General features: G+C 52.5%; 30 protein-coding genes. 14 read left to right on the plus strand and 16 right to left on the minus strand.

The window, feature by feature from the left end:
• Positions 1-213 precede the first annotated feature (213 nt).
• The 6 genes from ACO0LH_RS02275 to ACO0LH_RS02300 form a co-directional block, all read right to left on the minus strand.
• Positions 214-609, minus strand: a complete 396-nt coding sequence (locus tag ACO0LH_RS02275) for a hypothetical protein (protein WP_422939423.1) — start codon at positions 607-609, stop codon at positions 214-216.
• 600 nt (positions 610-1209) lie between these two features.
• On the minus strand, positions 1210-1635 hold the full coding sequence (locus tag ACO0LH_RS02280) for a hypothetical protein (RefSeq protein WP_422939424.1): 426 nt from the start codon (positions 1633-1635) through the stop codon (positions 1210-1212).
• A gap of 88 nt (positions 1636-1723) precedes the next feature.
• A complete protein-coding gene (locus ACO0LH_RS02285; protein ID WP_422939425.1) occupies positions 1724-2512 on the minus strand; it encodes an ATP-binding protein in 789 nt (262 codons plus the stop codon).
• The gene (locus tag ACO0LH_RS02290) at positions 2499-3539 is read right to left on the minus strand and encodes a hypothetical protein (RefSeq protein WP_422939426.1); all 1041 of its coding nucleotides are present in this window, start codon (positions 3537-3539) and stop codon (positions 2499-2501) included. Before ACO0LH_RS02290 ends, ACO0LH_RS02285 begins: the two co-directional genes overlap by 14 nt.
• A 369-nt stretch (positions 3540-3908) precedes the next feature.
• Positions 3909-4124 carry a hypothetical protein gene (locus tag ACO0LH_RS02295; protein ID WP_422939427.1) on the minus strand — a complete coding sequence of 72 codons (216 nt, stop codon included), beginning with the start codon at positions 4122-4124 and terminating at the stop codon, positions 3909-3911.
• A gap of 175 nt (positions 4125-4299) precedes the next feature.
• On the minus strand, positions 4300-4578 hold the full coding sequence (locus tag ACO0LH_RS02300; protein ID WP_422939428.1) for a helix-turn-helix domain-containing protein: 279 nt from the start codon (positions 4576-4578) through the stop codon (positions 4300-4302).
• A 9-nt stretch (positions 4579-4587) separates the two neighbouring features.
• Between ACO0LH_RS02300 and ACO0LH_RS02305 the strand changes: the two genes are divergently transcribed.
• The 3 genes from ACO0LH_RS02305 (at position 4588) to ACO0LH_RS02315 (ending at position 6643) form a co-directional block, all read left to right on the plus strand.
• Positions 4588-5277 (plus strand): S24 family peptidase, encoded by a 690-nt coding sequence (locus tag ACO0LH_RS02305; protein WP_422939429.1) that lies wholly within the window; start codon positions 4588-4590, stop codon positions 5275-5277.
• A 201-nt stretch (positions 5278-5478) separates the two neighbouring features.
• Positions 5479-6030 (plus strand): GNAT family N-acetyltransferase, encoded by a 552-nt coding sequence (locus ACO0LH_RS02310; RefSeq protein WP_422939430.1) that lies wholly within the window; start codon positions 5479-5481, stop codon positions 6028-6030.
• Positions 6031-6340: 310 nt separating this feature from the next.
• Complete coding sequence (locus ACO0LH_RS02315) at positions 6341-6643, plus strand: hypothetical protein (RefSeq protein ID WP_422939431.1); 303 nt, start codon at positions 6341-6343, stop codon at positions 6641-6643.
• 388 nt (positions 6644-7031) lie between these two features.
• On the opposite strand, the gene ACO0LH_RS02320 is transcribed toward ACO0LH_RS02315, so the two are convergent.
• Positions 7032-9443, minus strand: coding sequence for a catalase (locus ACO0LH_RS02320; RefSeq protein ID WP_422939432.1), 2412 nt, complete (start codon positions 9441-9443; stop codon positions 7032-7034).
• Between the two features lie 574 nt (positions 9444-10017).
• Here ACO0LH_RS02320 and ACO0LH_RS02325 point away from each other — a divergent pair.
• Together ACO0LH_RS02325 and ACO0LH_RS02330 are read left to right on the plus strand one after the other, a co-directional pair.
• The gene (locus ACO0LH_RS02325; RefSeq protein ID WP_422939433.1) at positions 10018-10326 is read left to right on the plus strand and encodes a hypothetical protein; all 309 of its coding nucleotides are present in this window, start codon (positions 10018-10020) and stop codon (positions 10324-10326) included.
• Between the two features lie 261 nt (positions 10327-10587).
• The gene (locus ACO0LH_RS02330; RefSeq protein ID WP_422939434.1) at positions 10588-10884 is read left to right on the plus strand and encodes a hypothetical protein; all 297 of its coding nucleotides are present in this window, start codon (positions 10588-10590) and stop codon (positions 10882-10884) included.
• A gap of 436 nt (positions 10885-11320) precedes the next feature.
• On the opposite strand, the gene ACO0LH_RS02335 is transcribed toward ACO0LH_RS02330, so the two are convergent.
• The 3 genes from ACO0LH_RS02335 to ACO0LH_RS02345 form a co-directional block, all read right to left on the minus strand.
• Positions 11321-12517 carry a DUF2252 family protein gene (locus ACO0LH_RS02335; protein WP_422939435.1) on the minus strand — a complete coding sequence of 399 codons (1197 nt, stop codon included), beginning with the start codon at positions 12515-12517 and terminating at the stop codon, positions 11321-11323.
• Positions 12518-12755: 238 nt separating this feature from the next.
• Positions 12756-13919 carry a zinc-dependent alcohol dehydrogenase gene (locus ACO0LH_RS02340; protein ID WP_422939436.1) on the minus strand — a complete coding sequence of 388 codons (1164 nt, stop codon included), beginning with the start codon at positions 13917-13919 and terminating at the stop codon, positions 12756-12758.
• A 74-nt stretch (positions 13920-13993) separates the two neighbouring features.
• Positions 13994-14461: a hemerythrin domain-containing protein gene (locus ACO0LH_RS02345; protein WP_422939437.1), complete on the minus strand. Its 468-nt coding sequence runs from the start codon at positions 14459-14461 to the stop codon at positions 13994-13996.
• A 430-nt stretch (positions 14462-14891) separates the two neighbouring features.
• Here ACO0LH_RS02345 and ACO0LH_RS02350 point away from each other — a divergent pair, with 430 nt between their 5' ends.
• From ACO0LH_RS02350 to ACO0LH_RS02380, 7 genes are all read left to right on the plus strand, one after another.
• Entirely contained in the window at positions 14892-15116 is a 225-nt protein-coding gene (locus ACO0LH_RS02350) for a hypothetical protein (RefSeq protein ID WP_422939438.1), read from the plus strand.
• A gap of 401 nt (positions 15117-15517) precedes the next feature.
• Positions 15518-15733 (plus strand): hypothetical protein, encoded by a 216-nt coding sequence (locus ACO0LH_RS02355; RefSeq protein WP_422939439.1) that lies wholly within the window; start codon positions 15518-15520, stop codon positions 15731-15733.
• 568 nt (positions 15734-16301) lie between these two features.
• Complete coding sequence (locus tag ACO0LH_RS02360) at positions 16302-16634, plus strand: hypothetical protein (protein ID WP_422939440.1); 333 nt, start codon at positions 16302-16304, stop codon at positions 16632-16634.
• The gene (locus tag ACO0LH_RS02365; protein ID WP_422939441.1) at positions 16634-16942 is read left to right on the plus strand and encodes a hypothetical protein; all 309 of its coding nucleotides are present in this window, start codon (positions 16634-16636) and stop codon (positions 16940-16942) included. Before ACO0LH_RS02360 ends, ACO0LH_RS02365 begins: the two co-directional genes overlap by 1 nt.
• A gap of 227 nt (positions 16943-17169) precedes the next feature.
• Positions 17170-17478, plus strand: coding sequence for a hypothetical protein (locus ACO0LH_RS02370; RefSeq protein ID WP_422939442.1), 309 nt, complete (start codon positions 17170-17172; stop codon positions 17476-17478).
• 34 nt (positions 17479-17512) lie between these two features.
• Entirely contained in the window at positions 17513-17839 is a 327-nt protein-coding gene (locus ACO0LH_RS02375) for a hypothetical protein (protein WP_422939443.1), read from the plus strand.
• A 159-nt stretch (positions 17840-17998) separates the two neighbouring features.
• The gene (locus ACO0LH_RS02380; protein ID WP_422939444.1) at positions 17999-18544 is read left to right on the plus strand and encodes a DUF4399 domain-containing protein; all 546 of its coding nucleotides are present in this window, start codon (positions 17999-18001) and stop codon (positions 18542-18544) included.
• A 155-nt stretch (positions 18545-18699) separates the two neighbouring features.
• Here the strand turns inward: ACO0LH_RS02380 and ACO0LH_RS02385 are convergent, their stop codons facing one another.
• The 4 genes from ACO0LH_RS02385 to ACO0LH_RS02400 all read right to left on the minus strand — a co-directional run bounded on the left by ACO0LH_RS02385 (position 18700) and on the right by ACO0LH_RS02400 (position 23499).
• Positions 18700-19275 carry a hypothetical protein gene (locus tag ACO0LH_RS02385; RefSeq protein WP_422939445.1) on the minus strand — a complete coding sequence of 192 codons (576 nt, stop codon included), beginning with the start codon at positions 19273-19275 and terminating at the stop codon, positions 18700-18702.
• Positions 19276-19719: 444 nt separating this feature from the next.
• Positions 19720-21810: a hypothetical protein gene (locus ACO0LH_RS02390; protein WP_422939446.1), complete on the minus strand. Its 2091-nt coding sequence runs from the start codon at positions 21808-21810 to the stop codon at positions 19720-19722.
• Entirely contained in the window at positions 21773-21949 is a 177-nt protein-coding gene (locus tag ACO0LH_RS02395) for a hypothetical protein (protein ID WP_422939447.1), read from the minus strand. Before ACO0LH_RS02395 ends, ACO0LH_RS02390 begins: the two co-directional genes overlap by 38 nt.
• 446 nt (positions 21950-22395) lie before the next feature.
• Positions 22396-23499, minus strand: a complete 1104-nt coding sequence (locus ACO0LH_RS02400) for a serine hydrolase domain-containing protein (protein ID WP_422939448.1) — start codon at positions 23497-23499, stop codon at positions 22396-22398.
• Between ACO0LH_RS02400 and ACO0LH_RS02405 the strand changes: the two genes are divergently transcribed.
• On the plus strand, positions 23498-23671 hold the full coding sequence (locus ACO0LH_RS02405; RefSeq protein ID WP_422939449.1) for a hypothetical protein: 174 nt from the start codon (positions 23498-23500) through the stop codon (positions 23669-23671). The genes ACO0LH_RS02400 and ACO0LH_RS02405 overlap by 2 nt on opposite strands.
• A gap of 158 nt (positions 23672-23829) precedes the next feature.
• On the opposite strand, the gene ACO0LH_RS02410 is transcribed toward ACO0LH_RS02405, so the two are convergent.
• Both ACO0LH_RS02410 and ACO0LH_RS02415 read right to left on the minus strand, forming a co-directional pair.
• Positions 23830-24588, minus strand: coding sequence for a carbonic anhydrase (locus ACO0LH_RS02410; RefSeq protein WP_422939450.1), 759 nt, complete (start codon positions 24586-24588; stop codon positions 23830-23832).
• 126 nt (positions 24589-24714) lie between these two features.
• A complete protein-coding gene (locus ACO0LH_RS02415) occupies positions 24715-25848 on the minus strand; it encodes a ribonuclease T2 family protein (RefSeq protein ID WP_422939451.1) in 1134 nt (377 codons plus the stop codon).
• 180 nt (positions 25849-26028) lie between these two features.
• On the opposite strand from ACO0LH_RS02415, the gene ACO0LH_RS02420 reads away from it, so the two are divergent.
• Complete coding sequence (locus ACO0LH_RS02420; protein WP_422939452.1) at positions 26029-26433, plus strand: hypothetical protein; 405 nt, start codon at positions 26029-26031, stop codon at positions 26431-26433.
• Positions 26434-26451 lie beyond the last annotated feature (18 nt).

Genomic DNA, 26451 nt, shown 5'->3' on the forward strand with positions numbered 1-26451 from the left:
GTGATCGGGTGATCGAGTGATCGGGTGATCGAGTGATAGTGAGCAGTCTGGTCAGTCTGAGCGGTATGGGTTTCCAGTTGAAAGCCATGCCGCTTTTCTTATTGTTCAACGCGAATCAGGCTTCTGCTTTTGTATGCTCTGACAATGCAAAAAAACCGGCGCAGTTTTCACTGTCGCCGGTTTTTTCTTCATCACTGAAGCCTGTTCAGGGACTTATTTGGAAGCCGATGCTGGTGTGGCCTTGGCTGCTGGTGCTGAGGATGCTGCCGGTGTGGATGCAGCTGCCTTGACTTCATCTGTCTTCACTTCTTTTTTATGCTTCGCATGTTTCACATGCTTGGCTGTTTTTTCTGTCGTGGCCGATGCGGCAACAGGAGCGACAGGTTTGGTTTCTTTTTCTGGCGTCATGGCTGCGGCAGAAGCTGATGCGCTGCTGGCCTTGACGGCTGGTGCGGCTGGCGTAGTAGTAGCTGCTGCGGGTGCAGATTTGGCGACGCTGGCAGCGGCGGCAGCAGAGGCTGCTTTGGCTGGTGTGCTCGCTGGTGTTTGTGCAAATGCGCTACCCATTACAAAAGTAGTAGCAACGAGAGTGGCGATGATTTTGTTCATGATATTTTCCTATTCGTGTTTGGGTAATTTGTTTGACCGCTTTTGTTTTTCGTAGTCAATCTACGTAAGCCAAGAACGGGCTAGTCGGCAACCGCGTTGACAGAAAAAAGACAGATTGCGGGGCTTAGAGTTGTTGGTCTAAACGGGTGGTGGCGTGTCAACCAAAAGCGCGCTCGTGCGTTGGGCGGGTATGATGGATGAAAAAAACGACGCCCTTTTGATGGGGCGTCGTTTTTTTTGGGCGACTTCGATTTGGAGCGTTTCGATTTTGGCGCGTGGCTTTAAAAATATTTGTCTCTCATTTCACCAGTAATCTTATTTACGTCATTCCTGCGCAGGCAGGAATCCAGTGGCGTTGGTCGTGCGGATTGAGGTTGGGATATTCTCTTAGGGCCGTAGGTTGGGTTAGGATGGGTCGGATCGGGTCGTAGGTGGGGCCGTGCCGTAAGTTGGGCTAGGCTTCATCAGCCCAACACTCGGCTTATCAATCACGTGTACGTTAATTAAACGCCCAGTGTTGGGCTGATGAAGCGTAGCCCAACCTACGAGACATTCCTAACCGACAAGCCGAAGCCGAACTACGAATCCAACCTCCCCCTCTCACAACGCCAGCTTGTTCTCCTCCACCACCAGCTGCAATTCATCGACCGCATTCAAAAAGGCCTCATGCGGGTCGAGCTTGGGGTATTTCCACAGGGTCATCAGGCCCAGGTGTTTGCAGATGGCCCAGTAGGTCCAGGGTTGTTCGGTGCGCAGGTTGTTGATGAGGGTGTCGAGTTCCTTGATGGTTTTTTCGCGGCGCATGTCCCAGACGACCTGGCTGTCGTCGGCGGCGACGCAGAAATTGCTGATGGCGTTTTTGCCGATGACGCCACCGCCTATGCCGGTGTCCCTGGCGATTTCGGCATGGTTGTTGTTCATCCATAGGGCCCATTGATCAAGCCAGTAAACCAGCAGGTCTATCTTGGCCTGGGCGGGGTCGATGTTTTTCTTGTGGAGGGGTGCAAAGTTCTGACGTGCATTCATGCTGGCTCCTTGGTGGGTGTGCGGTGTGCGTTTCTTATTGTGTAATGGCGGGTGTTTCATGGTGGTTCCGGTTTTCTGCACCCTGTCTTCAGGCGATGCGCCGGTACGATGCCCAGTCGAATACGACGGCTTTGCCACCGCCTTCACGCAGCCTGTCCATGACGCGGCTGCCTATGTATTTTTCCAGGTCGGCCAGGCCGAGGTTGCTGATGAGGATGCTGGGTTTTCTGACTTCGTAGCGGCCGTTGATGATTTCAAACAGCAGCATTTTTTCTGTCTCACTGCCAAACTGGACGCCGACTTCGTCCAGTATCAGCAGGGCGGGTTCGACCAGTTCCTGAATGGCCTGGTCTTCGGTTTTCTGGCTGTCGCGCTGGTAGGTGGCCTTGATGTGGCGCAGGGCTTTGAGCACGGAGGTGAACACGGCCTGTCTGCCGCTGGCCAGCACTTGCCGGGCGATGCCGATGGCGAGATGGGTTTTGCCGGTGCCGACACCACCGCAAAAGATCAGGCTGAGCCCCTGTTTTTCAACTTCATCAAATTGCGCGGCATACTGGATGCAGGTGTGCAGTGCCAGCTCTGACGCGGCGCAACTGGCGACATAATTTTGCAGGCTGCGGTCGCAAAAGCGTGCCGGTATGGCGGCGCGCCCCAGGCGTTGTTGCCAGCGTGCTGCCTGGATGGCGGCGGCATCTTTCTGACGCTGCGCCTGCTGTTGTTGCAGGTCGCTCTGATGCAGGCAGTGTTCGCAGGCAGACCAGCAACCGGCCCGGTGCGAATAGGCGGTGTAGTCACCATGTTGCGCACAGTGGGCAGGCTTGTTTTGCAAAGCGAGGCCACCGACGCGGATGAAGTTGCCTGCTTCAGAATGAACCATCTTGTGCTATCCCCTGTTGGTAATTGATCTGCTCAAAGCCGTTGTGCCGGTTGCCTGTTGTTGCCGCGCCTGGGCCGGGTGAGGCGCGGGCCTTGATGCTCCAGTCGGCCTTGTAGTGCTCATCCGGCCCGAAGAAGGTGGCCGCATGTTTGATGAACTGCGGGGCGGTATGCAGGGCGGCGACATAGGCGGCATAGCGTTGCACCCCGGCCAGCAGCGCAGCCTTGTCGGCACCGGCCTTGCAGCGCGCCCGCCAGGCTTTCCAGGCTTCTTTTTTGCTGGCACCAGGCCGGGGCGGATAGGCTTGCCAGGCCTGTTCGAAATCCACCGGGTAGGTGCTGGCAGTGGTGCTGGTGTTGGCATTGGCCGTGACACTGTTCGGCATGCTGCTGGATACGCTGCTGGCCTCGTTTTTTCTTTCGCTGCCACCGCCGTCCTTGCCCTCGTTTTTGCCCGACATGACCGGTGCAGGTGTTGGCACCGGATCAGGGAATAGAGGGTTAAGGGAATCAGGAATCAGGTTAAGGGAATCAGCCGGGCTGCTTCCGGTTAACACTGGTGCTGGCATGGTGCTGGTACCGGTTAATAACGGTACTGGTCTGATGCTGCTGTTGTGGCTTGGTTTTGTGTCAGGTTTAGTGTCCGATTTTGCCTCCAGGTTTACAAGCTGCCCTGCATCTGTATTGACAGCGCCATCAGGCATGTCAGGTGCGGGGATGGTGCTTTCCATTTCCTTGACATGCGGGTTCTGGTGGGCATCCCATTTGGTGATCTGGATGAAGGTGTCGCCAGCGGATTGATAACGCTGGATAAAGCCATGACGGGTGAGGATGTCGAGCAGGGCATCGCAATCGCAGTCGTCATACGGCAAGATCTGCGCCTTGATTTTTTTGGGCCGGTCTTCCAGCCGCCCGGCACGGTCAGCAATGGTCCATAAACCGACAAACAACAGGCGCCCCAGCGCCGGTATGTCGGCCAGCACATCATTGGTAAAAAACCCGGGCTTGATATTTCTTGCACGCGCCATGCTTGTTCCTTATTTATTTTTTTGACCGGTGTAACAGTGTTCAGATGTTGATTTATGACCGTAAAGATCGTGAAGACCATGAAGACCTCTCACCACAGAGGCACAGAGACACAGAGGGGGCACGGAGGATTGATCTTGTCGGTTGGGTCGGGTTCGACGGTTGGATTTATCTCGTAGGTTGGGCCAGGTTCGTAGGTTGGGCTACGCTTCGTCAGCCCAACACTCGGCTTATCAATCACGTATCCATTAATCAAAGGCCCAGTGTTGGGCTGATAAGACGTAGCCCATCGGGGCCCGGCCCAACCTACAAACTAGCCCAACCTACAAACTCTGCCCAACCCACGAACGCAATCCAAGCTACGCCCCTCCTCACATCCCCGGCTTGCCATCACGGCACAATTTGCAATACTGGTAAACCGCTTCATTGTTGGCATTGCAAAATTGCCGTATCGAGCGCAATTGTCCGCGGCCGTGGCGACAACGCGGGCCGGTGCACAGGCGGCGCGAGGTGATGGTGTTGACCGGCGACAAATTCTGGTTGGCGATGTGCTGCTTGTCGGTAGTGGCGGGTGATTGATAACGCATGCTGCGATGCCTTTCATTTGTTGTCTGGTTTGCTGGCAGCATTGGCGCTGCTTTTATTTTGTTGTGGCGTGGGTGCGGCGTTTGTTGTACGGGGTGGGTGGTGGGTTGTAGGTTGGGCCGGGCCCAGCGTGGCCCGGCCCAACCTACAGGCAAATCCCAACCTACCTCCGCCAACCTACAATCCCATCTTTCCTACCTTTCCCACCCTCACCGCCTCCTCCAGCCGCTTGCCCTGCCGGTACGACAGATCTGCCGTCTTGCCATTGATCAGGCGACTGATCGTGGCCTGGGTGACGCCGGCAATGGTGGCGATGTCGCTCTGGCTTTTGCCTTGTTCAAGCAGGGTCAGGGCGAGTTCTCTGGATGACTTCATATTGAATACGATTATATACGATGTCGTATTTTTCTCAAACTTTTTCGTATTATTCTTGGCAAATCCTATGCGATAACGCATAATGATCGTATGGACGCTAAAACTAATATCAAATATTTAATGGACAAGGCGGGGTTGAACCCGACCTCGCTTGCAACTGCGCTGGAGAAAAAGTTTCCGGTCGATATGTGGGTGCCGCAGGCAACCATCTTCAGGATTGTGGAAGGGATCACCAAAGACCCACGCACGTCTTCGCTGTCGCCGATTGCCGATTTCTTCAAGGTCAGCCTGTCTGATTTGCGCAGCACCGACCTGCGCAGTGCAGAAGCCTCACTGCCTGCGCCCGACATGGATGATGGCGGGCTGGCGCGCATCAATTACTATGCGGCCAAGGGTTCTTGCGGCGGCGGTGCGCATAATGAAGATGCCGAGGCGAAAGGCCAGCTCATTAAGGAACTGGGCTTTTTCAAGAAATACAATGTCAAGCCAGAAAACCTGGCCGCCATTTATGCCGATGGCAGTTCCATGGCTGACTTCATCGTCGATGGCGACATGGTCATCATCGACAAGACCAAGACCGAACCGCAAAGCGGCAAGATTTTTGCCATCCAGCACCCCGACGGCCTGCGCATCAAGCAATTGCGCCGCGAAATCGACGGCACCTGGGTACTGGAAAGCCGCAACCCCGACAAGCGCGCCTACCCCGACGAACGCATCACGCCAGACAATGTCGGCCTGCTGAAGATACTGGGGCGCTTTGTTTACCGGCAAGGGGGTTGAGGCTGCTGATGCGCTGCTGGTGCGTTGCTCATGGCTTGCTGATGAGCGCCGGCGACAGCTTGCAGCTGCCTGCGATTGCTTGACACTGTGGCATGTCAACATGCCGTAGCAAGACAGGGGCAAAATCATGCTGAAAGGGCAATTTGAGGTAAGCTGTGGCCCTTGTCCGTATTTCAGCCAACGCCTTATTCGTCATCACCCATGCAAACCACCCTGACACTGTCACTGGAAACACCGCGCCTGATCATCCGCACCATCACAGAAGACGACCTGGCCGACCTGTTCAACGTTTTTTCTGATGATGACATCACCCACTTCCTGCCCTACACCACCTGGCAAAACAAGGACGATGCCCGGGCCTGGTACGACAAGGTGCTGGAAAACGCCGCAGCCGCCAGCGCCATCCAGTGCGTGATGGCGGACAAGCACAGCGGCAAAGTCATCGGCAGCATTTTGCTGTTTCGCTTCGACACCGAATGCGCCCGCGCCGAACTCGGCTATGCCCTGGGCAAACCCTACTGGGGCAAAGGCTACATGGCCGAAGCCCTCAAAACCCTGCTGCCGCACGCCTTCACGCACATGGGCTTTAACCGCATCGAAGCCGAAGTCGACACCCGCAACGCCCCCTCTGCCAACCTGCTACGCCACCTCGGCTTCCAGCAAGAAGGCCTGATGCGCCAGCGCTGGACAATGAAAGGGCAAGTGAAGGACACCCTGTTTTTTGCGATGCTGGGGGATGAGTGGGTTGGTTGAGGGTTGGGTTTTTGAAAAATTTCACTGATTGAAGCTGTTTCAGCATCGGTTGAAACAGCAAAAAAGACTGAAAACCGGCATCGCGTCCATCTCAGCCACAGCCAGTGAAACCTGACGTGATTGCTAATCCGCCTCACCAGTGACGATGTATTGTGGCCGCACAGAAATGTTTCGATCATTTTATTCCGCCCCCCTACTTCAACGTAATCGCAGTCTTACATTGACGCAGCGCGGCAACTGATTTCAAGCGGGTTTAAGTAGGCAGATAATCTGCACCTGATTACCTCACCCTATCTGGAGAACCCGTATCATGATGACTTACCTGACCAAACATGCTGTTACAACTTGTCTGACGCATCAAGCTCTACGTGCTGACGCAATCGTAAACCAGTTGGCAGATAAAATGATGCGCGCGCCAGCCACACAAAGCCCGGCTTATCCTGCGGCAGATCGGAGCGGTACGACCTTGCGCAAAGAACGTCAGTCGCCACACCCTTTGCGTTATTTCCCACATCGCTTTCCTGAATCGCATGATGCGCCATTTGGCTTCAAATTCGCTGCTGATTCAGACACCCATTTTTCTGCAAACACCTCTGCCATCATTTTGCATTAAGCCTGCCTGCGTATGACGCGCATGATATGTACGAGAATGTACGAGAGGCGATGCAACATGGCCTTTATTTGCCTGGCTATAAAAAGACCACGACGTATTGCAGGATTGCAGGCACACGCTCGCTACCATGCCTGAGCGGCCTGACGAGTAGCTCAAAACCAGCTTAAGAATCGCTTAAGCTGGCGTTTCAGGTTCTCACGCACTTGGCCTTGATGGCCTGATCCCCGTTTCTAACACTTATTCTTACACTTGCTTGCTGCTGGCTTTGTGCTGGCTTTGTGTTGAACACAGCCACAAAGCCGCTCTGTCATTGTCTAAAAATCCCGCCATGTCCCTATCTCATGCCCCCGAAGGCAGCAAAGGATAGGGTGGCGGGTTTTGCTTTACATCAGGCAACAGGCGGGTCTGTCTCACGCACGTAGTAGCGGTGGGCAGCCAGCATGTCTTTAAACTGCGTTAAGGATGCGGCGTCAAAGGATTTTTCTACTCGGATGACCGATGGGTCGGGCGAGCCATCGGGCAATGCCGTGGGTACGCCCGCCAGGTCAAGAAGAATGCCGGACGTGCCCAGTGCCAGGATGGGCTTGCAGTGACGATGTTGCCAGCGGATGAATTCGAGGGCATGTGCATTTGTCGCCAGGCTTTCTACCGAATGAAAACCAGCCAGGATAATGACAGCGTCATACAACACCGATGGCCCGGTTTCGAAGGTGATTTCCACATCCAGCGGTTCTCCCGTCGAGGGACGCAATTTGCCCAGGGTATTGCTGATTATGCGCGGGACTGCGCCATCGTCAAGCAATGCGGTATAGATGGTGCTGGCGTCTGCCGCATCGACACCATGCGCTGCCAGCAAGGCGATGCGCCGGGTCTTGATGCCTGCGCTGCCGGGGCGGGCCAGCAAGGACAAGGCAGGGGATGGGTCATACTCAGGCACGGGTGCATCTATCACCGGCGGCATGGGTGCAGGCACTTCTATGCCCAGACCGTCAGCGACGCCAGCGCACAGGATGGGGTCGACATTGGCCAGCATGGATACGACACGCTCACGTATGGCTGGCGTTTGTACGCGGGTCAGCTCGAAGCGGAAAGCGTTAACGATGTGGGCTTGCTCGACGGGTGTCTGGCTGATCCAGAACATTCTGGCCTGGGCAAAATGCTCGGCAAATTTTTCTGGTTTGCCACGTACCTTGTCGTCGGCGATGGTCTGCGGGAAACTGGTAAACCCTGCACGGCCTGCCTGGAACGGGCAGCCACCAGCCAGTGAGTTGGGCTCATAAGCGACCCTGCCTCTGTGCACAGCCTGGCGGTGCATGCCGTCACGCTGATTGTTGTGAACCGGGGCAACCGGCGAGTTGATGGGGATTTCATGAAAATTGACGCCACCCAGCCGACTGATTTGCGTATCCAGATAAGAATGGATGCGCCCTTGCAGCAAGGGGTCATTGGAAAAATCAACACCAGGAACAATGTGGGCCGTACAGAAGGCGACCTGTTCAGTCTCGGCAAAGAAATTGTCAGGGTTGCGGTTCAGTGTCATCTTGCCCAGCGGCGTGATGGGGACGCTTTCTTCGGGCACCAGTTTGGTGGGGTCGAGCACGTCAAATGCAAAGGCTTCGGCCTGTTCTTCAGAGAAGATCTGAACGCCCAGTTCATATTCTGGAAAGGCACCGGCTTCGATGGCTTCCCACAAATCACGGCGGTGAAAATCAGGGTCGGCGCCGATGATCTTGGCGGCTTCATCCCAGATCAGTGAATGGGTGCCGGCCAGTGGCGTCCAGTGAAATTTGCAGAACACGGACTCGCCCTGTGCATTGACGAGCCTGAAGGTATGCACGCCAAAGCCCTGCATCATGCGGTAGCTGCGCGGTATGGCGCGGTCTGACATTTGCCACAGCAGCATGTGGGTTGACTCTGGCATGAGCGAGACAAAGTCCCAGAAGGTGTCGTGCGCGCTGGATGCCTGTGGCATGGCATTGTGGGGTTCAGGCTTGACGGCATGTACCAGATCAGGGAACTTCATCGCATCCTGGATAAAGAACACAGGGATGTTGTTGCCGACCAGGTCCCAGTTGCCTTCATCGGTATAAAATTTGACGGCAAAGCCGCGTACATCGCGCACGGTATCGGCAGAACCACGCTCGCCAGCCACGGTAGAAAAACGGACAAACACCGGCGTGCGTTTGTTAGCTTCTGCAAACAGCGAGGCCCTGGTCAGGCTGCTGAAATCTTTGTAGCTTTCAAAATAACCATGGGCGGCAGAACCACGCGCATGCACGACCCGTTCTGGAATGCGTTCATGATCAAAGTGGGTGATTTTTTCGCGCAGAATGAAATCTTCCAGCGCGGTTGGCCCACGCAGGCCTATCTTCAATGAATTCTGGTTATCGGCAACTGGCACGCCCTGGTTGGTCGTCAGGCGCTGGTCAGAGCTGTCTACCCTGACGCGGTCCAGCGAGCCTATGGTGGCATTCACGCCCAGCGCCGGTATGCCGTCGCCAGTCTTGTCAGAGGCGACGGATTCCATCACGGTACTGGCAGTGGCAACGGCTGACGCAGGCTCAGTGGTGCAGCCTGCCACAGGGTCACGTGCCAGGTCACCATATTCTGCTGCCTTGGCAGTGTTGACGGGCATGGCTGCGGCCAACTCAAAAGCACTGCCGATTTTTTCTATCAATGAAGGGGAAGTGGCGTCCACCGCACCAAGCGAATCAGGAAGTTGATCCGTGGATGGGCCAGAGGTACTGCTTAATACAGAGCCGGCACCGTCATTCGACGCCGGAGAATTTTTTTTGGTCATTGCGCTTGCCTTTAAAATCAATCAGGGTCTAACAAGAGAAAAGGGAGCATCAGGTAAATACGCGACCCATGACAACGCATCTTTTAAGAAGATAACGTGAAATAAAACAGATCACTGTTAGGTGCCGTACATACCCGCAAGCATCATGGCCTTTGTCCGCTAGTGTATAGATGCTCTGGATGGCTCTGGATGGATTCATGACATGCATGCCAATCTGGTGAGGTCGTATGTTGTCCGTAAAAAAATTGTCCGTAAAAAAAAAGAAAAAACATGCCGGCAAGTTTTTTCAAAATTGAACAATTCGTTAAAACAGAACCCCAAATACCCAGCTTTGCAAACGCAGAAACTATCCATCAAGCGCTGACAAAAAAAGAAAAAACTTGATGGTGGCCATGCGCTTGCCTACTGGGATGTGGGTTTTAGCACCCGGCACAAACCGCATGCTCTCCTACAGCCTGGGGTCGATTCTGCTCACTACAAAGACGAATGGTATGGCTATGATGATCTCACTGGATGCAAACAAAACCAGTGCAATGTGACCGCGACATTCTGCGGATATTTCTGGAGTATTTCAATGTCTACAAATTCTACTAGCTCTACTGGCTCTACTGGCAATAACAAATCAGGTTCCTCTTCTTCATCAGGTTCTTCCAAAGATTCTTCCAAATCTGGCGGTTCTACAGGTACGCAAGGCGGCACGCACGAACAGCACGTGAAAGCCGGTCAGCAAAGCCATAAAAATGATGACAGCAAATCTGACAGCAGCAAATCCAGTGCCTCTAATGACAGCAACGGCGGCAGCGGTTCCAAATCCAACTCGTCCGGCTCGCATTCTGGATCGGGCTCTAAATCCGGTTCTGGTTCAAGCTCGGGTAGCCGTTAATTACGGGTAATCAAAGACAGGCACAGCGACGGTGCATGTCTGTCTGGAGAATAATTTTTTCTCAAGGAATCTCTGCTTAAGTTCTGCATAAGTTGTGCATAAGTTCTGCTTAAGTACGGCAAACGACTTGCGTTTGATGAATTGAAAACCCTGCCATGCTGGCCTGCACAAGTACGGCACGCATGGCAGGACCAAACGCGGCGTCATGCCTGATTTAACCGGGGTTTCCACTATCACTGACCTATTACTGAAAGAAACATCATGACTACTTTACACATGCCTGTCGTTGGTACGACTACAGCAACGACCCCGCAACCGCAAGACAGCGGCTCTACTGGCAACAGCGCCCCTGATCAATTTGATGCCTCTGAACGTGATATCGCTGAAGGTGACCAGTCTGAAGATTTGCCATCGCGAAATCCGCAAACCAGCGGTAACGGTACGGCGCTTGAAAGCGATGGCCTCAACGATGCGGGCGGCCAGTCGCCTTCTACTCGCGCAAATGACGCAGATGATGCAGATGAGCTGGACGATGAAGACCGTCAAGGCAATCGCTGACACATCAGCGCCTGTAGACAAGACAGGCAAGCTGTAGAAGTTATCTTACATAAAAAGCCAGGATTCTGGCTTTTTATGTTGATGCGTATGTCGCTACCTATGTCACCACCTTATGTGATCACCTTGAGCATGGCAACCTGCTCAGGCTTCTTCGTTTTTCATCACTCCACGCACATTTATGACCAGCAGGCAGAGCTGCAAGCTGATAAGCGCGTAAGCGTGATCTGTCCAGCCCCAGATGATCCACAGCGCATTGCTGAGTACGCTGAGTACGAATAGCTAGAAGCCTGCTTTGTGTTTTTGACTGAGAGTGAAGCGACACACCAGGCGGCGACAACTGTCACCAGCATGGCGGGCCATTGCAGCAAATCAAAGAGCTCTTGCCAGTCCATGTGCATGCAGGTCTTTCTGAGCTTTAGCCAAGCTAGGCTGGCATCTACTTTGTATCAATATAGCGGCGGCAATGTTCAAGATAGGCGGCTTCATGCAGTGCTGCCAGTTCAACCACGCATTTCCATAACCAGCTTGGCGTGCCTTTGGTAGAGGGGTTGCGCGTTAAATCCTTATACCAGGCGAGTGCGGTTTCCTTGCTCATCTGACGCGCATGGGCCTTACCGACAACGGCACCAAAATAGCGGGCCAGTTTCAGTGCTTCTTTTGGTTTCAGTTCATCAATGTCGAGTTTCAGGTCTTCTGGCCGCAGAGCGCGCACGAAGACGGATTTGCCATCCACACGCCCTGCCAGCATGCGTTCACCCAATGATGGTGACAGGTGCCGCGCACCGGTGATGATGCGTTCGGCATTGATGACAGGCATGCGCACATCGGCATAGCGCGGCGCTTTGGCGGCGACTGCCTCCTTGATATCCATGAGGCACAATTCAATTTCTGAAGTGACGGGATCATCCACATTCAACAAGACCGCATAGCGCAACAGGCCCAGCGAGCTGCACCCTTTGACCCAGTAAGCGGCATCGACCAGTTTGACTTCTTCATCGCTTTTACGGCAACGCAGGTGGTTGACGAGCTTGATCGCATTTTTGCGCGTGAAGATCGACTGTATGGCTTTTCTCTCTTTAGTGACGATGGGCCAGAATCTTCTGCCTTGCGGGATATGCGGGCTGAGATCGACGATTCTTTCACGCGCCAGGTGTTTCCAGGTGCGGCGGCGGGCGCGCCGCATCGACGCTCTGACCACTGCCGGTATTTCTACTGCGGTTTCATCGCCATCGATAAACTGGGCGGCATAGCCTTCCATTAACACGCGCAGCATGTTGACTGTCATGATGCCTGGCAGATTAGACCCACGCGCCGCAAATGCCAGCGACAGCGCCAGCCGTATCAGATCGTGGGCAGGGTTGCCGATAACGGTTTGGTCGAAGTCGCGGATCTGGAAATCAACATTGCCGTTGATGTCAGCAACCGGCCCGAGGTTACCGATATGGCAGTCGCCGCAAATCCAGATTGCCGGGCCTTCAGGCAGTTTGCCACTGGCGGTATCCAGCCATTCATAGAATTTTGATGTACTGCCGCGCACATAGGCGTGGGCAGACGCAGCCATTTTAATATTGCGGCGCTCGGCCAGAGCGGTAGCGCGATCTGCGATGCCAGGTAAGGTGATATTTTTTTTCATATATTTTTTTGATTTTTTTTAAATATGGTTTCGCATATATTTTTAAATGGGACCAGATGAATATCTCCCTTTTGCCTGGCCCACTTACGTGATTTACTTTTGCACTGATGCCACTGATGCCCTTGATCAATTTATACGCTTAAGCAGGGGGCGCATACCACCGTGCTGAAGAAGGGAGCTTGCGAGCAGGGCTTGTCCCTCAACCTACCCTGCTTCAATACAGCATTGCGCCACTTTATCAATCTGGCGTCAATACCACTTTGCGGCAATCCTGTTCTTTCTTGTCAAATATCTTGTAGGCTTCAGCAGCCTGGCTCAATTTCATTCTGTGGGTGATGATGGCGTCTGGTTTAAGCTTGCCTTCTTCAATGAAACGCAGTAACTCGGGCATATGTTTTTGCACATGCGTCTGGCCCATGCGGATAGTCAGGCCCTTATCGAAGGCGTCACCAAACAAAAAGCCGTGGATGTAACCGCTGTACACACCAGGCACGCTGACGACACCACCTCGGCGCACGGCGGCAATACACTGGCGCAAGGCGCTGCCGCTGCTGGATTCGATTTTAAGCCCGGTCAAGACGGTTTCCAGCGTGCTGCCCTTGGCTTCAAAGCCGACGGCATCGATCACTGCATCGACCCCACGCCCCTTGGTATCGTTAACAATGATTTCGGCAGCATCGACTTCATCAAAATTGATGGGGATGATGCCGTAGGTTTCCCTGGCAAAATCAAGACGGTAGACATGGTGATCGATCATGTAGATTTTTTCTGCCCCCATCATCCTGGCGCAGGCAGCAGCCATCAGGCCGACCGGGCCAGCACCAAAAATCGCGACGGTAGAACCCTGCCTGATCTCAGCATTCAGCACAGCCTGATAGCCGGTGGGCAAAATATCGCTGAGAAACAAGACCTGCTCATCAGCAAGCGTTGCTGGTATCACCAGCGGGCCGACATTGGCCTTGGGTACGCGCACGAATTCGGCTTGCCCGCCGGGTACACCGCCATACATATGGCTGAAACCAAACAAGGCTGCCGGTGGCTTGATATGCTTGCTGTTCAAGAGGCCACCTTCACCTGTATTGGTGGTTTCGCATGCAGAAAACTGTTGTTGCGCACAAAAAAAGCAACTGCCGCAGGCGATGACAAAAGGGACGACAACACGGTCACCTTTTTTGACAGTATGCACTTCGGGGCCGGTTTCTTCGACGATGCCCATGAATTCATGCCCAAGGATATCGCCCTTTTCCAGTTGCGGCACTTTGCCGCGGTACAGGTGCAGGTCAGAACCGCAGATCGCGGTTGCCGTCACCCGCAATATCAGGTCATCGCTGTTGAGTATGCTGGGGTCAGGGACATTATCAACCCGCACGTGGTGACTGCCGTGGTAACTTAAAGCTTTCATCGTATCTCCCAATTGAAAAGCAGAAAAAGCTGCCTCTGGTGCAGCTTTTTCAGGATCAGCGCAAGTAAGGAAATTTATGCGCCGAGGCGTTCTTTCAATTCTTCTTTGGCGGTCGCCATTTCTTCACCGAGACTGTCGAGATCGAGATCGGTCTTTTTGAGTTTGGGGAAGAGTTCATTTTCTTCTTCCTCAACGTGGTGCTCGATCTGTTCGCTGAGTACTTTCACTTTTGCATCGAACATCGGGTCATCGGCTTCGGTTTCACCGAGTTGTTTGATGAGGTCTTTCGCGCCGTTATGTTCGACTTCGGCTTCGTTGAGCAGATCCTCATCTTCCAGTGCGGCGCGGGCTGCCGGATAAAAAATGGTTTCTTCGACCTGCATGTGAATCAGCAAGGCGGCACAGACTTTGCGGGCGATTTCGTATTTTTCTTTGGTTTTTTCTGCGTCTTTGGCTTTTTCATACTGTTCAAACAGTTCTTCAGCTTCACGGTGGTCTGCAATTAACAAATCAAGGGCGTTCTGAGTAGTGACTTCTGACATGGTGTTCTCCTGTTGGCGATGGCTGAATGTGGTCGCACCGTATTAATTCTTTAGCAGTGCGGCTCAGATGCATCTTATTTTTTTTAGAGAGCAATGAGAGTCAGCCACTGGCACACGCGCTCGTAGGATAAAACCCCGAACCTGGCACTATGTTTTACGGCGCACATAGCGACTGCATCGCGCCTCCGCACGCTTATAAAAGACAGGATGAATAGCGCATCATGGTTTGTTCACCCTGGCTCATCATCATTGCCTGTTCGCCTACATGCCATGCGCCTGATTTCCGACTCACAAACGCAAAAGCTTTTATTAAGATGAGGTCACTGCTGAATAAGCAAAACAAGCAAAACAAGCAAAACAAGCAAAACAAGCAAAACAGGCAAAACAGCACACTAATTCTGATCAGATTTTCTTTACCCTGGAGCACACCATGAAAACCTCTCCTAAGTTGAACAAAACCCTACTCGGCACAGGCCTGGTTTTGGCCTTTACGGCGTTGACAACGACAATGGTGCTGACCATATTGCCTGCCAATGGCGCTCACTTCCCGCCTGCCGTCACTCTGGACTTCGAGGCATTCGCCAACAACACCCAGCCCGCAGCGCAGCAGCATCTGAAAATGTCGGAAGAAATGAAAGTCAGTCTGAATAAATAAGCCACCTGCTGGCTTGCCTATAGCGGCAAGCGCAATGGACGCCATCGTCCGCAAATCTGAGATGTTGATGTAAGGGGCCTTGCGGCCCTTTTTTTGTGCGCCTTCGCTACAGCTTCGTCCAACTGCTTTGCGCTGTGTCCAATTGCCTCCCCCTGAGTCCACCTGCTTTCATGTCGCACAGGCAAGATTCATATTCCCTTAGCGTCCCATTCGTATCCCATTGTCAAGTTTGCCATCGAAAATTGCTATTTCGTGGCCTAAATATTAACAATCGTTTGGTGATGTGCGGTATTTACACAATTTAATACGATTTTATTCATTTCAATGCATTTTCGTATTGACATGGATAATACGACAGCGTATAGTTATATACATGGTCAGACATGAAAGGAAAGCGACAAATGAGTACGCAAACTTATTTCGGATTACCCAAAACCTATTTCGCCCAACCCGTGGCGGCGTCAGCTGGTGTGGTCATCGACGGGCAAAACCTGATCGACGCTTTTTCTGAATGCAGCATGGAACAATGCGAAAAAATGGCGTCCCTGCTTGACCAGGGCAGGTATGAAAACTTTGGCCGCATGATGGCCAAAGTGCTGCACGACTGGAAGCAATAAGGAGCTGGTAGTAGCAGGTATAGCAGGTCGCCATTCACCTGGCCCTTCTTCAAAAAGTTTTGGGCAGCACAAAAACTGTTTTGCCAAGCTGGCAGCTTTACCGACACCGACAAAGTGACTGCCTGAGCTTTAACGACAATTTTTGTGTGCGCCCACCCGTTTTAGAGTGTGCATCTGTACTGCATCGCTGGTGTCGCTGATTTGATCTGATTAGCGACACGCTTGCCGGGGTCAGCACCCGGCAACATCTGCTACTGGTCTGGCCCCGACCTTTGGCATGACAACGCAAGGGGCAGCGCAACATCCGGTGGCAAACGCGTGCATCAGCATTTGCACTTGCCACCGGATGCAGGCCAGCATCATCTGTTTGCATCTCCGGCAAATAGGCCTGCAACAAGAACACGGCAACGCAAGTAGCTAACCGCAACTAAACGACAACAACGCAGCACAACAGGCAGCATGGCGGCCATGACAAGTCAAGGCGCCGGCTTTTTGACGACCCTTTTTCAAGCTGGCGCAGGCAAGGCTCGCCCGGTAACTGACAAGATATCTTTATCAAGGACAAAACATGAAAGCTTCTCTCACAGACTGGTTCATCGCCGCCATTGCCTTCATCGTAATTTGCACCGTCTTCAGCCTGGTTGACGCGGGTGACAGCAGGGATGCATCAGTTCAGCCAGACCAGACAGAAAACCCGGCAGCACCAGCCGCCCCCGGCCAGACAACCAAGCCGCATGCAGCAATGTTGTCGCCAGCAGCTAGTGCAGCGTCACCAGCCACAAGCACAGCGTCACCAGCCACAAGCACAGCGCCACCAGCAACAAGCGCAGCACCACAAACAGAAATGCAGCGACTGGGGCAAGAAGCTGAACGCATGACCGGTATGACGGCGAGGCTGTGATGCAGCATACCCCGCAATTACAGGTCGTCGGCAATGCCATCTTTGATGCAAAAGACAGCCGCTGCCTGGCGATAGCCTATGGCTGGAAAGCCGAGCCGCACTACGATGCCAGCGGCAAGATCAGCAACCCCGATGCCCTGCTACCATCTGACGAAGCCGTTGCCAACGCCAGGCTGTGGGCCAGCGCACCCGAACTGCTGGCCAAAGCCCGCGCCCTGGTCAGCAAACTGCCGCAAGACCCGCAATGGTGCGCCGCCGCCGAGGCCAGTGATTTTCGGCGCTTGCTGGCGGAGCTTGGGGCTTCGTAGCTTCGTAGCTTCGTAGGTTGGGCAGATTTTGTAGGTTGGGCTACGGTTTACCAGCCCAACACTCGGCTTATAAATCACGTATACGTTGATCAAAGGCCCAGTGTTGGGCTGATGAGGCGTAGCCCAACCTACCAACCTACCAACCTACCAACCTACGAACCTACGAACCGCCCCAACCAATTTAACCAACAAGCAAAAACAATTCAACAACCCAAAGGAAACCAGACATGAAAGCCGACATCGCCGAACGTTATGCCCAAATGGCGCGCATTTTGAATGGCAAGTTCTTGTTCATTGAAGACATCATGCAACAACTGCGCACCTCAGAAAACTATGCGCGCAAGCTGGTGGCAGATCTGCTGTATTCTGGCCACATCGTGCAGGAAGCGACGCCGGGTTTGCGTGGCCGCACCAAACTGAAATTCACCTGGCAGCCCGGCAAACCCGCGCCGGTGGAATACACACGCAAGCAGCGTGTTTCCATCAAGGTGCAACGCACCGACCCGCTGATGATTGCGCTGTACGGCGCCGCCTAAGATCAGCCCCCAGACCACCTCACCAGGAGCCACCATGAGCGACACCCCTTTCTTGCGCACGTCCTGCCAGCTGCAACCCTGGAGCCGCGCCATCCACCTGCGCCTGGCTTACCGCCAGGCAGGCAAACTACAGGCCGCCCATGCCCTGCATTTCAGCGAAGTGGAAGACGGCCAGCACATAGAACCCGCACTGTGCCTGCAATATGAAGAAGCGCAAAACCTCATGGATGAGTTATGGACCTGCGGCCTGCGCCCCAGCGAAGGCACAGGCAGCGCCGGCGCACTGGCGGCGACAGAAAAGCATCTGAAAGACATGCAGGCCGTGGCGTTCAAATTGCTGGATGGCGTGGCAACAAAATAAGTTCAGCCAAGGCCGCGCTGCGCACGCCAGCCTCATAGGGAGAGGCAATGGGCGGGATTGCTATAATCAATTTCATCGCTTAGTGAAATTGTGTTTTAATCGCAAGCTGATCACAAATCCAAGTATACCCAGACAGCAAACCATCACCATAGCAGAGACATGACGATGACCTTCACGCTTAAAAAAAGCCACGCCACTTACCTGGTGCTGCTGCTCTCCCTGCCCTGCCTGACATTTTCTGCCGACACGGGCAAACCCGCCCCGACCATCAACACGCCGGATGCAACCATATGCAGCGTCAGCGCCATAGACCGCACCCTGCCCTTCCCGGTCGGTGAAAAGGCGCTGTATTTTTTGAACCTGCGTAATGGCGACAAGGTGCACGCGCCTTTCCGCGTGGCGTTTTCTGTTTCCGGCATGGGCGTGGCACCGGTAGAAGCAGGCAAGATCGATGGCACCGGGCATCACCATATCCTGATCGATCTTGACCTGCCGCAAGACATCAAGAAACCCATCCCCTTTGACAAATCGGATGAATACCAGAACCAGCATTACAAACATTTTGGCAAAGGCGAAACCGAAACCGTGCTGAACCTGCCCCCCGGCAAACACAAGCTGCGCCTGATGTTCGCCAACCACCAGCATGTGCCGTATTACATCGCCAGCAAAGAGATCAATATCGAAGTCTTGCCTAGCAAGGGATAGCAGGAACTGATTGCATGGGCTTCAGGGGGATAGGGTTCGGTTGATTAACACTTGCGGAATTTGCGCCAGAAAGCCATCCCCATCCCAACCATTCCACCGCGCTGCTTGCAAGCAGCTTGGATAACATGCGTGCGATAACGCTTTGCTAATCGCACCTAAGGGGCTGATTTATGCAAAATATGAGACGCGCCAGCGATACTGTCGATCAGCAATTCAAGACAAAATATTTCACTATGGCTCCATCGATTTCTGCCTTCGTACCCGGAGTGCGCAAAGAGATAAACCCCATCACGCATACCGGCTTTTCCTTTAACAAGATCAAGTTCACCTAAATCCCTGCCAAGCCAGAACGGCACTGCGACTACCTGGCTTCCCAAGTGATGGCTTGAATCAGGATCAGAGGAATATATACAATTCATTTCAGCAGTCATTTGCTCAGTTTCAGTACCTATCCGGTAGCAATATATACTTTGCACATTGGCAGGAATTTGAGAAACGAGACGCGAAAACAAAACTTTTTGAACTTCGTTCTGAGCGACAGTCATATTTGCCCAAGTAATGGCAACTATCACGATCAGCAGTACACCTATCCAGCGATTGCGCCTGACTTTCCAAATTTGATAATTTATCTTCACGGGACTAATTCGTATAAATTTTTGTTTTTCTTGAACAAACTTAACTGCATTGCAGTTTGCCCAATCTGTGTCTTCAATATTTTCAGCGATCGGCATCAAATAGAGCTATTCAGTCCTTTCCTCACCGCCTCATTCACCAACAAATTCTTAGGTAACGCATGTGTAATAAACAGCATGGTGACTCGTCCTTTTAACTGATTGATCGTTGCTGAAAAATTGTTTTACCGTTTCTGCGTCCAGGCAGCTAGTCAGCTGGTGGCTTTATCAAATACCAGAATCTTCGCTTGCTTTAACAAAGGACAGGCGATTACCATGCGTTACTTTTCCTTGGCGCCCTCCCTTTAACAGCAAAGTCGACTTTACATTCACCTAAAATAAATACTATGGTGTCGTCCTTGAGTTTTAACGTCATGCTTCTCTTTTTGATGATAACGTTTGTGCTCTAAAATAATGTCTCTTCCCCGCCCATTGTTACACTATGCAAAACCTAGCGATATGGGGGTTATAGTAGATCTCTTGGTCAGTGTCATTTCTCTTTCTTCAAGGAAGCTGCAATTTGAGAATGGCATTGCCGGAAATGACGGCAAATGTTTTTGGCCCTAGTTTGACCAGAGTATGAGGGTCGTACAGGCCACCTATCAAACCTAATTGCGTGCCATGCGCATGGGCAACGCCTGCCAGCGTTGTGACAACACCACTGACCGTTCTTTTACGTATTGTTGAATCAAACGTAAAATAGATGTCATCATTTTTATCTACTGCAAGATCTTTGGGATAATATAAAAACTTATAATCTTTCTGAACTATGAATTCTTCCCCATACTCACCCCAACTGGTAACGTTTGCCGTTGGATTAATTTTCCGAAGAACTTGATCATCAAAAACAACTATATCCCCCCTGCGATCGAATATCATATTCGTCAGAGATAAGAAAACAGCGTCCGTGCCAATGCCATCTTTTCTATATTTCCCCTTACGACCTGCGAAGACTACGGGTAGACCTTTAGCATTTAGCTGATATATGGCAGCGCGTGAACTAAAGAATATTTTTCCTGTCGAGTTTATAGCGATACCGTCAGGAGCAAAGTTACTGTCTACCTGTTGTACACCATTAATAAAAAAATCTTCTTTAGGAGCGCTAACAACAGTACTTACCTTGCCTTTAAAATCTATTTTTCGTATATCGCGATTGCCAACTTCAACTACATAGAGACTGCCTTGATCATCCAAGGCCATATCACTTAAGCCATCAAATTTAGCCGATCTTACCTCGCCATCTTCGTGACCTTGACCAGCTGGCCCTGGTATGCCAGCGACTGTACTGACAATACCGAGCGGACTAATTTTACGAATCAAAAAATTTCCACGATCAGACACATACAAATTACCCTGCTTATCTGCTACTAAACCAAACGGCAAATTGAATCGTGCATCTGCGCCAGCACCATCAACGTATCCGCCTTTCAAATTCTGACCGGCTATCGTACTGACGTCGCCTTGTTTAGTAATTTTTCGGATAAAGCTATCATCGGCGACAAAAATATTTCCCGCCGCGTCCAGAGCAGGCTTTCCCATTTTGCTAAATAGCGCTTCAGAGCCTCGTCCATCCAGATGCCCGGCTTTATGTTGACCAGCAATGACACTTGTTTTGCCATTTTTATCAATCAACCGTAGGATTGCTCCTTGGGTTACGTACAAATTCCCAGCGCGGTCGATAACAAGCCCGCCTGGTTCATTTAAACTAGGCACTTCCTCTTGATTAAACTTGCCTGGCTCAACCACCACACTTAAGGTAGAGACCGCACCAGTATTAGCAATTTTTCTTATTGCGTTATTAGATTCGTCTGCTACATAAAGTACGCCATCTGCATCAACGGCAATATCCTTGGCTACACCAAATTGAGCCTGGATACCAGTGCCATCCCTCAAGCCTTGTTTTCCGGGCTGACCTGCAATAGTGCTGACCACACCATTCGGACTAATTTTGCGTATGCAGTAATTAATCATATCGGTGACAAATAGCTCGCCTGCGGCATTAATCGTTATACCCATAGGGCGATTGAATTTGGCGCTAGCACCCTGTCCATCGGCCCAGGCAAATTGCCCCGGAGATCCTGCTACGGTAGAAACCTGGCCTTCCGGGGTAATTTTACGGATCGTGGAATTGGCGACGTCAGCAATGTAAAGATTATTTTTGGTGTCAATTGCCAGGCCTGCCGGAAATTTGAAGCGAGCCGTTGAGCTCATTCCATCGGCACTGCCTGCTTGTCCAGCCTTGCCAGCGATGGTGGTGACCACGCCTTGTGGCGTCATCTTGCGTATGATGTGATTGCCTGTGTCAGCGATATATAGGTTGCCAGACGTATCGATAACAAGGCCTTTACGATTGACACCAAAGTCGTTTAAAGTCGCCTCGCTAAATTGCGCTTGTAATCCAACTCCATCTGCCCAGCCAGGGCCTTCGATACTCCCGGCAATCAAACTCAAAGTTCCTGGCGCTACGGTGGGGGCCTTGTTTTCAAGTTTTATATCTGGCTTACTTTTTGTGTCCGCTTGCGCATTGCAATCAAAACCAGTAAATCCAAGAGACACGCTAAGCATTAAGCAAAGATGAGGTAGTATTAATTTCATTTGCAATCACCAATACAAATTCAAAACCGTTGATAATAAGTAGGAATAAGCAGCTATTTTTTTGCTCATCAGTTCCGCTAAACACATCGAATTTTATTACAAGCAATACAGGCATTTTTTCTACAATTATGTCATTCATGGTATCGGCTTATCTTCACCACCTCATCCGCCAACAAATTCTTACGCAACGCATGCGTAATAAACTGCATAGTAACTTGTCCTTTTAACTGATTGATCATCGTCACAAAGCATGTTTTGCGAATTCACATCAATCTCTCTTGATGAGGAATGAGCTTATTGGCTCAGACTTCGAAAACAGGCATCATTGGAAAATGAAGCTTGCGAAAGAAAACCGGTGCGCATTACGCATTCCAGGCAGGGGAAAACGATAGGCAGGATAAGTTTGAACGCCTCATTTGTCGTCAAAAGTCCGGAACCATAAAAGGTAAAAACATAGATTCCTCTTTGCCTTTCTCTGTGTCTCCGTGTCTCTGTGGTGAGCATTTTGGTCTTACGATTACGATTACCTTTGCACAGCCTTCAATATCATCCCCGGATCAAGCCGGATCAAGCCCGGTCACGCCATCAAGGCCGCTTGCCCGGCACCAGCAAATCGCCCAGCTGGCTGGCCATGGGGAATTCATTGCGGTAATTCGACAAGACGATGACGACGTAGCCGCTGTCGCGGTAGATGTCGACATTGCCGATCACGCCGGGGAAAGAGCCGCTGTGGCCGACCACTCTGCCGGCCGGGCTGCTTGCGAGTTCAAATCCATACCCGTAGCCACCGTCTTTTTTGTCCACCTTCGGTGCATGGTTTTGCCATATCTCGTCGAGCGTCGCGGGCTTGAGCAGTTTGCCGTCCTGCAGGGCCTGGGTAAAGCGCAGCAGATCGTGCACGGTGGAATAGCCACAGCCAAAGGAGAAGCCGCGCAGCAAGCCTTCGAAGGTGGTGTCGTGGTTGTACTTGGTCTGGCCGCGGGTTCTGTTGTAACCGGTGGCGAGGTTTTCTACTGGCTCATCAAGGGCATAGCTGTCTGAATCTGTCATGCCGGCCACCTGGTAGATATGCTGGCGCACGTAGTCAAAATAATTCTGGCCCGAGGCTTTTTGTATGATCACGCCGAGCAGCACATAGCCGGTGTTGCTGTACAGATAGCGGCTGCCAGGTTCAAATTCCAGCCCCATGTTTTGCAGCAGGGGTTTAAGATCATCGAGCTCGCGGTAGAGTGCGCGTGAGCTGTGATTTGCCCTGTCCTGGTTCAAAAACTCTGCCAGGCCACTGCTATGCGTCAGCAACTGGGCGATGGTGATGCGGTCAGTGACACTGGCGGGCAGCCAACTGGCATCAATGAATTTGCTGATCTTGTCGGTATAGCTGAGCTTGCCTGCTTCAGCCAGCTGGGCGATGGCGACGCCGGTGAACATCTTGCCGATGGAAGCGAGATTGAATTTGGTATCGATGCGGTTGGCCGCATGGTAGCGCTTGCTGGCTTCGCCGCAAACGGCTTCGGTCACCACGCGCTGACCCTGGGCGATCAGGATGGCGCCAGAAAAAGTATCGCGCTGGCATTGCTCTTTAAAAATCGCCTGGGCTTTGGCAGTCAGTGCAGCTTCATCGAGGGCCGGGGCAGTTTGTGCAAGCACGGGCGCGCCAGCAGAGCCACAGGCCAGCAGCAGCGCAGCCATGCGTAAAACAGAAATTTTTCGCATCATCGTCATCAAGTTAACAGGGAAATTTAAAAGGAAGGCCGCGCCTATTATAACGATGGCAGACAGACATAAGTACGCCATGCGCACAGAAAAAATCACCGGCAGGCAAGTTGTGCTGCCGGTGATTTTGGTGATGGCAATGAAGTGAAGCGCAAGCGCATTAACCTCATATGTCTCCAGAATTTTTCTGCATCCAGGCGTCTCTATGCTGAGCGCTTTGGTTTTGGTTTTGGGATGTCCGTTACCCGATGATCAAAGCAATGCCTTTCACGCACCGCTTTTGTGATGACAAATACCTGCGTGAATTTATTCGCTGACTTCCACCACACGGCCATTTAAGGGTTGTACTGGCCGGGCATTCATTTTGTAGAGGTTATGAAATGCCGCCACCTGGGCCTTGGATAATTCCACCGGTTCTTTCAGCACTTGCCAGCGCACGCCGTCACTGCATGGTGGTGTGGTGAGGGAGCCGGCAAACTTGTAGTACGCATGGTTGGCGGGGATGACGCCGGCTGGGTCAAAGCTGGCCAGTGGTGTGGGTTTGCCTTCTTGTGGCAGGGCGGCGAAGACTGGTGCCAGGGCAGTGTTTTCTTTGCCGGTTTTAAACAGCACGGCGACTACCGCCAGTTTGCCATCCACCGTTTTATGGACGAAGTGGGCCACCATGGGGTAGTTCTTGCCATTGATTTTTTCTTCGCTAGGTGTGTGGAAATGGAACTGCAAGAGGTTGGCTTCGAAATCGCCAGCTTTGAGGCTGCTGCCTGCGGGCAGGTTCACCTGTATGGTGTGGCCATTGTTGATGACTTCGGCAGCGCCACCGGCATATTTGAATTCCAGCGCGGGCAAGGCGGCTTTCTTGGTGGCACTGTCGATGATGTCGATGGGAGATTGCTCTTTGCTGAGCTTGCAGGCGGAATTGGCTTCATCAAGTTCAGACCAGTGCGCAGGCGCGGTCTTGCCGTCATAACTCCAGTGGGGTGCCGCCTTGTCATTGGCACCTGCCAGCCCTGCATGCATTGCCAACACACTGCCCGTTACCACCGCTACCAGCATTGCTTTTTTCATTTTGTCCCCTCGTTGGTGAGTACCGCAAAGACTACACATTAGTACAAAAATTAATTAAATGCCAATTAATTTATGCAAGCATGCTGTCATTGACGGGCCACCAGCGAGCGCGGACAAACGCCGGTATTAGCGGCTGCGGCCGTTAGCTTCTACACGGATCTCATTACCGCATTTTTCTGTCTGGCTGGCAAAGCCATCGGCGTCACCTATCAGTTTTTGCAGGCCCTTGCCGGTTTCAAAGTTCAGTGGCAATTTGAAACGCAGCTCTTGCAAGTAGCTGCCGCTGGCGCAACTGAGCAGGATGTTGCGGGCGACATTGTCGCCATAATTCTTTTTGACATCGGCAAAAAAATCAGCCGCCTGGAAAGACTTGCTGACATGGGCGAGGATGAATTTACCCACCGCCGAGTTATTGACTTCTTCCACCGCTGCCACGGCGGTCTTGAAATAGGTATCGGCATCGCGTGACTGGCAGACGCCGTGTTTTTCCCATTCATAGGTACCGAACTTGGTTTCATACATGAAATTGGGCATCCATTTGGCGATGTGGCTGACGGTATCGGGCGACAGCTTCAGGGCAACGCCGGGGCAGCTGCCATAGCGGATGCCGCATTCTTTTTTATTCGGCCACAGGCCATGCAGGGTCAGGTTGGTGACCACCAGATCCCCCTTGTGGATGGCATCGCATTCCGGCTTTTTGCCCTGGTAGGGAAAGTGTTCACAAAAACCAGGCTGCCAGGTGATGGCCAGCACATAGCTGTCTTCCTGGTTGGCAGTGGAACACTGGCCACCGTTGCCGGCATTGACCGTCACGTGGCCAGCGGGAGGCGCGGCTGGAGCCGCAGGCGCTGCGGGGGCTGCTGGAGCTGCCGGAGCAGCGGGCGCGGCTGGTGCAGCAGGAGCTGCTGGAGCGGCGGGTGCTGCCGGGGCGGTAGAAGCAGCAGGCTGCCAGCCATTCATGCCGACAATTTGCGACTTGCCACAATCACGCGACACCCAGCGCAGATTGGGGTTGGCATCAGGCACGATCACGCGCAGCCAGGTATAGTCGGGCGACTTGTTGATTTCTTTGACGATATACACCGCGCCTGACCTGGTCTGCAAGCCGTCGGGATTGGTTTTTTTGACGAAAGACGAATACAGATCACAGGCCTTGGTGGCGATCAGACTGCCCGCCGCCGTTTCACTGGCCTGCGCGCTGCTGCCAAGGCAGAAGGCAATGAACAGGGTTTGCGCGATGTTGTTGATGATGGGTTTCACTGGCGTCTTTCGGTTTGGGTGATCAATCTGATTTGCTGGCATAGTAAGGGCTGCGAGTAAATCAGTAAACTCCACGCTGAGCCACACTGTTGCCCGTCATGTCTTACGACAATGGAATCAGGATTAAATTCCCTCCCCTTCAAGGGAAGGCGTTGACCCGCATAAATTTAAGAAGCATACATGGAAGCCATCGCCCACTTTAGCCTGGAAAAATTACCCTCGTATTACCCCATGCGAGAATACAAGCGGCGTCTGCTTTTTAAAGACAGCCAAACCGCCATCATCGTCCACGGTGATGAAGTGGCGGCGCAATTCAGTTGTGCGGACTGGTATGTGGTCATGACGCAGTATGATTATTTCGATGGCACCAGCCACTGGTTTTACCTCATCGACAAACAGCTCAGGCGTAAAGATGCATGCAGCCCGCCGGATTCTTTTGGCTTCTTGCAGGATGTAGAATTCGTCGCTGATGCGTGTATCCAATTCGGCTTTTATGGCAGTGAGCAACAATGGTCGCTGGCGATTGTGCCGCAGGGTTTCTGGTCACTCAGGGGCAAGCGTTACCTGCGGCTTAATCGGGTATGAAGCTTTGTTCTCTCCTCC

It is taken from the genome of Undibacterium sp. TJN19, assembly GCF_049339485.1.
GTDB lineage: Bacteria > Pseudomonadota > Gammaproteobacteria > Burkholderiales > Burkholderiaceae_D > Undibacterium.